General features: G+C 38.6%; 9 protein-coding genes and 1 tRNA gene. 2 read left to right on the plus strand and 8 right to left on the minus strand.

The features are described 5' to 3' along the window. Nucleotides 1-214 precede the first annotated feature (214 nt). Nucleotides 215-502: a small RNA NsiR4-regulated ssr1528 family protein gene (locus tag ACIR131C_RS0114410; RefSeq protein WP_028090770.1), complete on the plus strand. Its 288-nt coding sequence runs from the start codon at nucleotides 215-217 to the stop codon at nucleotides 500-502. 22 nt (nucleotides 503-524) lie between these two features. Here the strand turns inward: ACIR131C_RS0114410 and ACIR131C_RS0114415 are convergent. From ACIR131C_RS0114415 to ACIR131C_RS26100, 8 genes are all read right to left on the minus strand, one after another. After that, nucleotides 525-598: transfer RNA gene (locus ACIR131C_RS0114415), tRNA-Val, on the minus strand. A gap of 94 nt (nucleotides 599-692) precedes the next feature. Continuing rightward, nucleotides 693-1,472: a photosystem II electron transport protein, Sll1252 family gene (locus ACIR131C_RS0114420; protein ID WP_028090771.1), complete on the minus strand. Its 780-nt coding sequence runs from the start codon at nucleotides 1,470-1,472 to the stop codon at nucleotides 693-695. Nucleotides 1,473-1,593: 121 nt separating this feature from the next. Continuing rightward, the gene (locus ACIR131C_RS0114425) at nucleotides 1,594-2,094 is read right to left on the minus strand and encodes a hypothetical protein (protein WP_028090772.1); all 501 of its coding nucleotides are present in this window, start codon (nucleotides 2,092-2,094) and stop codon (nucleotides 1,594-1,596) included. Nucleotides 2,095-2,147: 53 nt separating this feature from the next. Continuing rightward, nucleotides 2,148-2,537: a hypothetical protein gene (locus ACIR131C_RS0114430; RefSeq protein WP_028090773.1), complete on the minus strand. Its 390-nt coding sequence runs from the start codon at nucleotides 2,535-2,537 to the stop codon at nucleotides 2,148-2,150. Nucleotides 2,538-2,715: 178 nt separating this feature from the next. Further along, nucleotides 2,716-4,689 carry a TolC family protein gene (locus ACIR131C_RS0114435; protein ID WP_028090774.1) on the minus strand — a complete coding sequence of 658 codons (1,974 nt, stop codon included), beginning with the start codon at nucleotides 4,687-4,689 and terminating at the stop codon, nucleotides 2,716-2,718. A gap of 111 nt (nucleotides 4,690-4,800) precedes the next feature. Further along, nucleotides 4,801-6,360, minus strand: coding sequence for a circadian clock protein KaiC (gene kaiC, locus ACIR131C_RS0114440; RefSeq protein ID WP_028090775.1), 1,560 nt, complete (start codon nucleotides 6,358-6,360; stop codon nucleotides 4,801-4,803). A 176-nt stretch (nucleotides 6,361-6,536) separates the two neighbouring features. Next, nucleotides 6,537-6,851, minus strand: coding sequence for a circadian clock protein KaiB (kaiB, locus tag ACIR131C_RS0114445; protein ID WP_028083970.1), 315 nt, complete (start codon nucleotides 6,849-6,851; stop codon nucleotides 6,537-6,539). 124 nt (nucleotides 6,852-6,975) lie between these two features. Then, the gene (locus ACIR131C_RS26100) at nucleotides 6,976-7,560 is read right to left on the minus strand and encodes a KaiA family protein (RefSeq protein ID WP_028090776.1); all 585 of its coding nucleotides are present in this window, start codon (nucleotides 7,558-7,560) and stop codon (nucleotides 6,976-6,978) included. 885 nt (nucleotides 7,561-8,445) lie between these two features. Here ACIR131C_RS26100 and ACIR131C_RS0114455 point away from each other — a divergent pair. Further along, the gene (locus ACIR131C_RS0114455; RefSeq protein ID WP_081677203.1) at nucleotides 8,446-11,649 is read left to right on the plus strand and encodes an ATP-binding protein; all 3,204 of its coding nucleotides are present in this window, start codon (nucleotides 8,446-8,448) and stop codon (nucleotides 11,647-11,649) included. Nucleotides 11,650-12,014 lie beyond the last annotated feature (365 nt).

The following is a 12,014-nucleotide window of genomic DNA, read 5'->3' on the forward strand; positions in this document are numbered from 1 at the left end:
GGGTAATGGGTAATTGGTAAAAATCCTTTTTTCTTATCTATGCTTTCTTGGTAACTTGTTTAAATAAGCTAAGACACATTCCCATTTCATTTTTGAATAGATACGTAGCGTAACCCACCCCACAATACGGCTTAAACAAATAAATTTAGGAATCAAACCGGACTCCTATAGGTGGTAAAATGGTTCTATATCTTATCTTTGAAAATGATTTACCATGACTACTGAAACTACCACAGGTGCTGATGCTATTGACCAAGCGATCGCTAAAGGAATTGATTTTGATGGTTCTCCTATTCCTCCCGCTAAGTTAGAATTGTATGCACAAGTTATGGCTTTAGAAGCGAACAGACAGCGTAGTGGTGTATCTAACACCATGCGTTCTCGCATTGTTCGTATTGGTGCTAAACATATTCCCCAAACTGAACTAGACCAAAAGCTAATTGATGCTGGTTTCGCGCCTCTAAAAGAAAAGGAAATTGCCTTTTTCTACAGCGGTAAATAACCAGTCACTTTAAAAAACAGTATGGACGGTATTGGACTCGAACCAACGACCCCATCGATGTCAACGATGTACTCTAACCACCTGAGCTAACCGTCCGTAATCACACAGATTAATAATCTATCATCTAAAATATCATCTGTCAACCCCTAAAACCAAAATTTTATTTTAGATATATTTTAGATATATTATTTTACATATATCTAGTTAACTGCACCCGATAACGATCCTTTTTTGTCACCGCAATTTCTCCAACTTCTAACCGACCTTTTCCCCGAATAGCAATTAAATCCCCCGTTTTGACCTGGGAACTGGCTTGAGTCACTTCCTTCCAATTAACGCGCACATCATTGGAGGCGATTAAATCTACCATTTTACTGCGAGACATCCCAAACCCGGCAGAAGCCACCGCATCTAACCGCAAAGAAGCTTCCACAGTCGTTAATTCTTTTTTCTTTGGTTCGCGGATTTTTAACTCACTAATATCAATGCGTTGAGTTTTCACCGGTACAGAACGCACCTGTTTTAAACTCATCTCTAAAAATTCTGCCAATTCCGGGACAACAATCACCTGCGCCCCTCTTTCCCCCAAAACAATCACATCTCCCGTTTTTTCCCGGACAATTCCCGTTCCCAACATCGCACCTAAAAAATCTCGGTGATTCGCTGTATCAAATAAGAAATTACCAGCAATTTCTAAGGCCATGATAGCAACTTGAGACTGATCTAATGGTAACTCAGCGCGGGCGATCGCTATTCTTTGTCTTTCCGCTTGGGGATATCCACCCCAAGTCACTAAATGCACCTCTGTTAATCGGCTAAATACCCGGTTAATTTCCGCTAACTCTGGCGGAGACAAAAAATCTGTTAATACCACCTCCCATGTCTTTATAGCCTGGTCTGCTTGATCAATTACACGGGCAATGGTATCGCGGTTTTCAACCCCTTTTAAAAGTTCTTCTCTAGGTAGCATAGAATTATAGCAGTTACAGGAGTTCGGATTGCGAAGTTCACAAGTGTTGTTATTAATTGTTATTTAGAATCCTGATTAATCCTTAAATCCTGGATATCTTGATTCAGACAACAATTACCAATCAATTATTTTCAGCATAACCTTGAATATTTTCCGGGTCAAACTGCCTTAAAATCCGAGTAGCTTGGCGGGTCAGAGTTTCCGAACCTTGGACGACAATTAAATACTTACCCGCATCTAAGCGATTACGATAGGGTAAAGCATCACCACCACCCTCAAACAAACCAACACCACCCCCCACAAATATACTACCCATAGCCCCGCTACCAGCGCCCAAAATTCCGCCAATTACGTGATTACCGATTTCTCCAGCCCAAGCAAAGGTATCTAAACCAGTAATCAAACTGAAGGTAAAACCGGAAAAAAAGCCAAATGGGACTAACCAAATCGCCATTAATTTTACTTGTTTTTTTGCTTCTTCTTTGGGATCAATTAAACCAAATTCATCAGCACTTTTATAACCTCTACCAAGAATAGTCCCATTTATGCCTTCTTTTTCTAAAGCTAAATCGGCGGCTTCGGCTTGGATACGATCTGATAATACAGCAACAAGATAATTCATTAATCTTAAACTATTTTTTAAATTCCAGTTGACATCATCAGTATATTCACCAGTCAGGATTGATCTGATTTTAGCAAGTCTAAAGGCTCACAAAATTTATTTACACCTTGTTTAAGAACATAAATTAAAACCGGTGTGGCCAGACTTCTAGGAAAGGTCTGTATTGTCCTCAGATGTTCTATCATCTCTTGAATTGACCCATTTAGCAAGTCTTCTCGATATTCCTGTTCACAAATTACAGCCCGCCATTTTTTGGCTAAGGCATCTAACCATTCAGAATTAGTTTGTTCCGGTTGTTGTCCAGCCTTAATAGCCAGAGTCATTACCGCGTCTTCTAAATCTCCATCGCAGTCCTCTATCAAGTCTAATGCTTCCATTGCTTGAGAATCATCTACCATCAGAGAACGAAATTTTGCAATCTCTTGTGATGTAACTTTAGTCATGGTCATGAGTTTTTGGCTAGTTTAGCAGTTGCAACAGTTTTGAGAACTATTTTACAGCATTGAGAATTATCAATATCAATTCATGCCCTGTCCATTTCTTGTAGGTTGGGTTGAGGCACGAAACCCAAGGCTTATGTTGGGTTTTGCTTCGCTTAACCCAACCTACGAATCTTAACTCTTATTTGACTCCTGATTCCTCTAACTGTTTTAATCCTTTGGCTGTAACATACCTTTGTAATTCTGTCAAGGCTCGATTGTAGTCTAATATGGCTTTGACTCGATTTCCCTCGGATCTTGTTAAATCATTTAATGCGTTAATTACATCGGTTTGAGTACCTACCCCTGCTTGGAATCTTAACCTCGCTAACCGTAAAGATTCTCTAGCTTGTTCTAAGGCTACATTAGCAGTTTGTACGTTCTCTAAACTTGATGCTTGGGTGGAATAAGCTTGTTCTACTTGAAAGCGAATCTGGTTTTTTTGTTCGGAAAACTGAGTTTCAGCAATCGCAATACTGGTTTTAGCTTGGGAGGCTCTTGCTTTTGCTGATCCCCCATTATATAAGTTAATGCTGGCTTGTAGTCCCAATGAATAACCATCGCTGACACTAGTTCCGTCATCAAATTGATCTAATAAGTTATATCTCCCTACTAAACTCACCTGTGGACCAGAGGACGCTAAAGCCTGTTTTATCTGTGCTTCGCTAATTTTTCGCTGCGCTAAAGTTTGTTGTAGTTCAGGACGGTTTTGATAAGCTAAAACAATGCTCTGTTCTAATGGTTGCTGCCATAAACCTGCTAATTTTACTGGATCAGCCGCACTAATGCTCACTGACTGAGATAAATTTAACAATGGCGCTAATTTGCGACGGGCAATTTGTTGTTGAGAGAGAGCATTGGTTAAGTCTTGTTGAGAATTGGCTAGGTTTACTTGCGATCGCAATACATCAAAACGAGTACCAACACCAGCTTTTTCTAAGGCCATGGCATCTTTTAAACTAGCTTGAGCATTTTCTACCGCTGACTTAGTAATTCTCACGTTTTCATCTGCTTGTTGCAGATCATAATATGCCCTGGACACATTTAGACGAATTTCTTCAGATTGTTTTTCGACATCCAACTCTTGTACACGTATCCTTTCTTCAGCTTCCTGAATAGCCCCATTGCGTCTACCAGAGGTATACAAATCATATTTTATCTGTGCTGTCCCGCTGAAATTTGTGTTCGCCGGAGCATCATCTGCCGGAAATCCAGCATTCCGTCGTCTTTCAACAGCCAGTGTGTCAGCGGTACTGCGACTATTCGTTACATCTGCACTTAAATCTATACTAGGAAATAAAGCCGCTTGAGCTTCCCGCAAAACTGATTTAGTCCGTTGCAATTGTAACAGGGACACTTGTAAATCATTGTTATTCCGTTTAGCCAGTTCCAAAGCCTCTGACAAACTAATTGGCCGAGTTGCCTGTATTTTTACTTCCTCCGCTTGTCCTGGAAATAACAGCGGATTCGGGTTAGGATTTAAGTCATTAGGAGTATTAGTAAAATCTACTGACTGACTAACTTGGGATTTTACATTACTAACAGCAAAGGGTTTACTGGGTTCTGATGTAGTAGGGATAGTTGTTTGCGCTATCCAATCAGAAGTATTTTTAGGTAAACAGTTGTTAGAAGCAAGTAGCAAAGCTGCTTGACTCTTCTGCTGTGGGCATTTCCGAGATTCTAGTAATTCTGATACCCTAGTATTACCGCTGGTAAATTGCTGCTCAGAATTTCCTGATTTTGGATTATTAACGGCCAGGAAATTATGATTGGATAGATCAGAAAAATTGACAAATCTACCATCATCTTTTTTAAGTATTTTTACTTCCTGAATATCAAGATTATTCTCAGCGGTAATCATTGGTAGACTGTATTTAACAGCGGGCTTTATACTACCTTGACGGAAGTAACTGCTCAGTAATAATCCTGATTTACTTGTAAATTGACTCTTAGGAAATAAGCTGTTGTTTGTAAATGAATTGCCAATCAAAACATTAGGATAAGACCCTGGCTGTACCTCACTCATGTTCACAACAGTAGCCCAAGCGGGCTGAGTTGTTAATACTGCTACCGTAAAACCGGGTAAGAAACTATGGAATAATTGCTGTCTTTTCACCGCGTCCCCTCACAGAAAAAAATATATCAATTTAGCGGCAGAATACTTGTCTTCACCACAAAATATAGCATGATCCATAGATTTGTGAAGGAATATCGCACTCTTCCTATTTTAAGCATCAGAACTCTGTTTGTCTTCAAAACCTCTGACAATGCGAGAAAGTTCTGCTTTTTCATCTATAATAACGCGAGTAGGCGCACCGCTAATAATTCGCTCGTAGTTACGCAGTGAATCTTTAATATCTGGTCCGTCTGCTGTGATATTATATTCACGAATACCTTTATCATGCCAAGAACCTCGCATTTTAAAGACGTTAATTGCCCGCGACATTTCTCCCCGAATCTCTACATACTGCAACATCAAAATTGTGTCTGTAATTGTGGAAATATGGGAGTCGGTAATAGAATGAGAACCGAGAAACTGGTCTGTAGTATTGGTAAAAAAACCAGTGATTTCTTCTTGTTTAGCATAACCTGTAACCCCAATGACAAATTGACGAAAAGCATTATTACTAACACCTCTAGCCATGGCTGAAAGTGAATCAATGGCAATGCGAGCAGGTTTAAAATGAGATATTTCTGATTTAATAATTTGTAAATGATCTTCTAAACCAGTTGATTCGGGATAGGTACAAATTATTTTTAACAATCCTTGATGTTCTAATTCCTCAAAATCAATCCCCCATGAATAAGCATTACGTGAAAGTTGAGCGCGAGATTCTTCATAGGCAAATAATATCGCTCTTTCACCATTAATACAGCCATCTTGGATAAACTTGCTCACTAATAAGGTTTTACCAGTTCCCGTCGCTCCTGTGGCTAAAATAATCGAGTCTTTAAAGAAACCACCACCACACATCTGATCAAGGATTTTTACCCCAGAAGATACTCGCACATTCGAGGATCTTTGTGTTAATCGCATCGCTCCCAAGGGGAATATATTAACTCCTTCGTTGGTAATTGTAAAGGGATATTCACCTTTCATGTGGGTTGTTCCCCGTAATTTGAGAATTTCAATAGTCCTTCGTCTTCGTTCTCCTTCTAAAACGTTGCGAACAATTACTACATTATCGGAAACAAATTCTTCAACGCCAAAAGATGCTACTGGTCCATATTCTTCACCTCTTTCAGTGGTAATGATTGTGGTGACGTTTAATTGTTTCAGACGCGCTACTAAACGAAAAATTTCCCGTCGCACTACTCCTACAGCTTCATATTGTTGAAATATGGCTGTCATTGAATCAATGGAAACTCTTTTGGCTTTATATTTACGAATTGCATATTGTAACCTTTCAATCAGGGCAGATAAGTCAAAATTACCAACTATATCTTGACCTTCAGGATCAGGAGAAGCGTCGAGAATAAATAATTTCCCTTGATCAATTAAATTTTGCAAATTCCAATTAAAAATATGGGAATTTTTAATAATGTCACTGGGGGATTCTTCAAAGGTGACAAATACTCCTGGTTCGTCAAAGTAGGTAATGCCATTATAAAGGAATTGCAGTGATAACAACGTCTTTCCTGTCCCGGAAGTTCCACTCACTAAGGTGGTTCTACCAACGGGTAAACCACCATGACTAATATCGTCAAAGCCCTCGATCATTGTCCGAATTTTTTCTACGCCACCAACGGGTATTTTTTTTTGGTCAAACTGCTCTTTTTTTGTCATGGTTTATCTAATAAGGATATTCAACCTGGTTTTTTAAAATCAAGAAAGTTTTTGATCATTTTTCATAAATACGGCAGAATTTACGCAGTTAGGAGTCTTTTGGTAAAATCCGCTTGATAATTAATTTTTTATGAAAATTTTGTACTTCTTTTACCCCCAATCTACTGTATTTTATCCTACTCTTTTTCGTATTCTTCGTTCAATTCTTCATACAACAGATCCAATCCAATCAATACTCTTTCTCGGTCCGTGAGATCACCAATAATTTTCCGCACTGGCGGTGGCAAAATTTTTGATAATGTCGGGGTGGCAAGAATTTTATCTTCTTCGGCTAATTGGGGGTTTTTCAGAACATCAATTACTTTTAAGGCATAAACACCTTTAAATTCTTGCTCTAAGATATCTTTGAGGGTTTTTAAGGCTCGCACTGAATTGGGGGTGTTCCCTGCTACGTAAAGCTTGAGAACATAGGTTTTTTTGGCTTGATTCATACAATATAGACTCCTAAAAATAAGCAATAAATGTGACAAATAAAAAAAGCAAAGGTTTTGGTTTTATCTATACTTTTAGTATTTACTCACGATCCATGAAGATGCAAATTCTCCTTGGCCACATTCAGTTGATTTTAGCAACAGTAGAACGATAGATCTCACAAAGATGTGCCAAAATATCTATTAAGGTTAAACGGTAATCTAGTAATGTTTCATCGCTTCTCCCTTCTAGTCTTAATTGTTTGGCAAATTCGTCAATGATTTCCATGTGTATTTCTATAATTTGTGGCACAGGAATATTAGCATAAAATAGGGCGTTGATAAATTTATCAATTTTTTCTTTTATTGCTTTGTCAGTTAGAAAATAATTTACAATAATTTGCCGATAATCTGATTTCAGTTGCTCTAGTATCTCCCGTTTTTCGGTAGTAGTCATATGTTGAAAATTTTGTGCCTTTCTCTGCTGGGCAAAGGCCAGGAAATAATTATTTTTTTTCTCTAATGTCTGATTAGGTAAATGGTATATCTGATCAGGTGTAGTCGTCATTGGCTGCCAATACCATTCGCTGATTAATCGGTAGTATTGGCTCAGGAATTTATTCATGAAATTCCCTCTGTGAATCAGTAAACCTTTGTGCTTCTTTTGTGCAAATGGTCTACCCCAAATTTGTTTTATATTTTTTTGTAAAAGCAATATAGGTACTAACATTTACGGTTGATAAATCATGGGTATTATGTAGGCAAGGCATATATAAGTCAGTAAATAAACATATTTGTCTGGCTTAAACAGGATAACTTATATCCATGGGCGTAGTTAGGAATCATTGATAAGTGCATTAACAAATCAAACTTGGACTTAGGTTACATTACTTTACTCCTTGATAAGATACTTAAATAAACTTAAAGAATTGTCGCATTTTAAATCATTATAATTCCTCAAGGTTCTAAAGCGAATCTTTGGAGTCATAATTATTGTTGTAGTTGTCACTCTCAAAAGTAATGACTTTCAATACAAGTAATAATCTTGTCAAGATGGTTACTTGTTGACTATGAAAATTCACATCTCGCACCGTGAGGGGGAAAATAATCCAAGATTGGCTTCAAGTTCATGTATTTTTAGTCCATGGACTGTGCCAAAGTCATAGCCAAACCCCCAGGCTCTTGATAGCCTGTAGCTTACGGCTTATTTACATATAGATGGTATCAAACTACTGACCGTATGTAACAGCGATGAAAATACCAAAACTATTCAATATTTATTTGGTTTGTCTGGATTTATCTGGTTTGAGGAAAATTTTTCAGCGCGGTTTGTCAATATGAGGACTTACCCACGAGTTACGAAACAACGAACTACGAAAGCATGAACCAGAAAGCAGCGTTCCCAAGGCACCCTCAAGGGATAGAACAGGAAGGAAAGAAGGTTTCTCTATATATTGTGCGTAATTCCTAAATATGTCACCGGAATCCCACAATAGCGTAGCCATTCTCAATATTCTGGCCGGATATTGCTTCAGGCTTGAAGACCATCTCAACTAAGGCTGATGGTGAGGCCGGGGTTGATCATCAGCAGAATGACCACTGAGGAATTATATCAATGCTACAGTACCCGCTTTATCAATTTCTAGCAAATGTACCAATCTGCTTAGAAACAAATACTCTAGCAACCGTGCTGGATATTTTTACCAACCAACAGTGCGATCGCTTGATGGTAGTCAATTCACAACAAGTCCCAATTGGTTTGTTATACTCCACTCGGTTACTGCCACAATTATTAGCAGCAACCACTGATGACTACCTTTTAAATTTACAGCGACCACTCTCACAGCTGGATAAATCGCTCCTAGAACCAATACAAACCATATCAGCAGCACAGAGTCTAGAACATTTCCGCCTATTTTTACAATACCAAGAAACTCAACAACAAAGAAATTTAGATTGGGCATTGGTTGACTCAGATGGTAAACTCCTGGGAATAGTGGACACTTTACGCTTATTGCAACTCTTAGCTCAAAACAAAAATCCTATTAACTCAATCATCAATCAGGAAAAAGAACCGCCAAAAATACACACATCCATAGTCCATTTGTTAGGGCAACTGCCTTGGCCAATTATGTTACAAAATAGTCATGGCAAAGTAATCACCCAAAATCCTGCTTGGTGGCAACAATTGGGAGCATTAAAAGACATCGAAGGTGTTAGAAAACAGGTAGAGACCATACTTGCCCCGACTCACTCTCAAAAATCTGCTTATATTTATGCTCATGAGTCCGAAAATCTGAAACCAGATCCTTTCACGAGTCCCAAAACAACTATCCCCCCAACGGATTTTTCACCTGAGTCATCATCAGCTTTACCATTTCTGGAAGAGTCATCTGTTAATGTCAATAGTGGTTCTGACCGTTGTGTTTTAGATACCCATCTGGGTATTTGTACTTGTGTGGTCGAAATCAAAAATGGTCAAGAACGGGTTTGGCAATTTGCCAAAATCCCTTTGGATAGTAGGGAGTTGCAAATTTGGGTTTCTGAGTCACAAGTGCCAGCAACTACCGATGACCTATGGCTAATATTAGCAACAGATGTCACGGAACAACAACAACTTTGCAAGGAATTGGCAACAAAAAACGCCGATTTGATTCAACTCAATCGCTTAAAAGATGAATTTTTAGCTTGTATCAGTCACGAATTAAAAACACCACTAACGGCAGTTTTAGGACTATCTCGACTACTTGTAGACCAACAGTTGGGACAATTAAATGAGCGCCAAGCTCGTTATGCTGGGCTAATTCACCAAAGTGGCAGACATTTGATGAGTGTGGTTAATGATATTTTAGATTTGACTCGCATGGAAACTGGACAAATGCAACTCACTTTCACCCCAGTACAAATTCAGGTAGTCTGTGAACGAGCTTTATCAGATGTAAAAAATATCTATCAGCAAAATAACAAAACTCAACAATTATCCCCAGCAGAAAATCACAATTCGTCTCACCGTCAATTTAGTCTGGCCATTGAACCGGGTTTAGAACAAATGGTAGCGGATGAATTACGCTTGCGTCAAATGCTGGCACATCTACTTTCTAATGCCTTTAAGTTCACAGAAGTATCTGGAGAAATTGGGTTACGGGTAAGTCGTTGGGAAGGTTGGATTGCTTTTACTGTCTGGGATACAGGTATTGGCATTCCTGAACAACAACAACATTTAATCTTTCAAAAATTCCAGCAATTAGAAAACCCCCTCACCCGTCAGTTTGAAGGAACGGGTTTAGGATTAGTCTTAACCAGAGCTTTGGCTCGCTTACATGGTGGAGATGTCAGTTTCCTATCTCGTGAAGGTAAAGGTAGTCAATTTACTCTGCTTTTACCTCCGAGTCCACCAAAACTCAGTTTGAACGACTCTGAAGATATAAAACCAGAACAGCGGGAAATAAACACTGCCAATTCTGGCCGTCAAAATCTCCACAATTCTCCACAATACCAGCCAAATTCCTCCCCCAGATTGGTGTTGGTGGTGGAGGCAGTAGCCCAATATATTGAAGAATTAACTGAACAACTCAAGGCTTTAGGTTATCGTGTTGTCATTGCTAGATCAGGAACAGAAGCTTTAGAAAAAGCCCGACGTTTACAACCAAAGGCTATATTTTTAAACCCTTTATTACCTTTACTCTCAGGTTGGGATGTTTTGACTCTATTGAAATCTGATGCTTTAACTCGTCACATTCATGTTGTTGTCACGGCTACAGCCGCAGAAAAGGAACAAGCACTTACTAAACAGGCTGATAGTTTTTTAAGTCTACCCATCAAACACCACCTATTGACTACACTATTATCACAATTATCTACATCTCCAAAGGTTCAACATTCAGCGACGGAAAATAATCACCATCCTCAGATTGTCCCTCTACGAATTCTCCGCTTAGTAAATCCAGAGTTAGAAGCGGTTAATCTCTATCCTTCCCTTCGAGAACATCGAGTTATTGAAGTAGATGATTTAGATCAAGCAGATCTGTTAGCACGGGTCTGGCAGTTTGATGTAATATTACTAGATATGGAAATTTCTACGGCTCGCACTTATCTACAACAATTAACTAAACACCAGCGATTAGCAACTTTACCATTGGTCACTTGTGATGTTGCTACTACTTTAGCCGCTTCCCAAATACCCGGATTGTCTGTATTTCCTTGTTTAAGTCCCTTGCATCAGGAAAATGATCCCCACAATTACCAGGGAAATGCTTTATCATCTGTATTACAAATTGCCGCCGGCATCAGTTGTCCACTCAATATTCTCGTTGTAGATGTTACTATGTTGCATGATTTACCTAAAATAAATCGCAAACCAGTCAAGAATTATCAGTTAATTAAAAATTCTACTCTCAATCTCAAAAATCAGCCCGGTAATAGAGGCTATGAATGGTTTCAAGCTCTAATTCAATACTTACAAACTGCTGGTTTTAGAGCTTCTATTGCTAGTTGTTGGTCGGAAGTTTTACAACAAGTTAGTCATAAAAGTGTTGACCTACTATTAATTTGTTTACAGGAAACGCCGATGCATCAAGAAGTACACAAAGCTATACAATCCTTGGGGGATTCATCCTTTAAATTACCCCCAATTTTGGTACTTGACCAAAAATTAAACCAGCCTAATTATGAAAATAGCTCTCAATCCCGTAAGCACAGATATACATCTTCTGTAGAAACTGCGGTAAGTGAAATTGCTACCCAGATATTGCCCCGTTCTATCTCTATGGAAGAGCTATTAACTCAGATAAATCAAGCTTTATCTAGGGTTTGCTCATAGTCTGGGTGCCATCATACTTAGGCTTTTTTGTATAAATTTTTCAAAAAAAGTTTTAAAGATTACGGTTTTCATCCCCAGCGGTCGTGGTATGATGATAGTGCGTAAATAATCGGATGTTGAGACTTATCTAAATACCCACGCATTCCCATTATCAAAATATCATCCCCGCAGGCGAAAGTCAATAGGTTGAACCTAAAAAAAGAAAATTTTTTAAATGTTAAAATTAATACAAAGTATACTGATAATTTGAAGATGGATTTACAGCAGTTTTCGGCGATTTAAACCAAACTTTGATTACCTTTTTCCTCCGCGCCTCTGTGCGAAACAAAAACTTCATTTACCAGCCAAATCGCTGTAATAAAAGA

It is taken from the genome of Dolichospermum circinale AWQC131C (assembly GCF_000426905.1).
In the GTDB taxonomy this organism is placed as follows: domain Bacteria; phylum Cyanobacteriota; class Cyanobacteriia; order Cyanobacteriales; family Nostocaceae; genus Dolichospermum; species Dolichospermum circinale.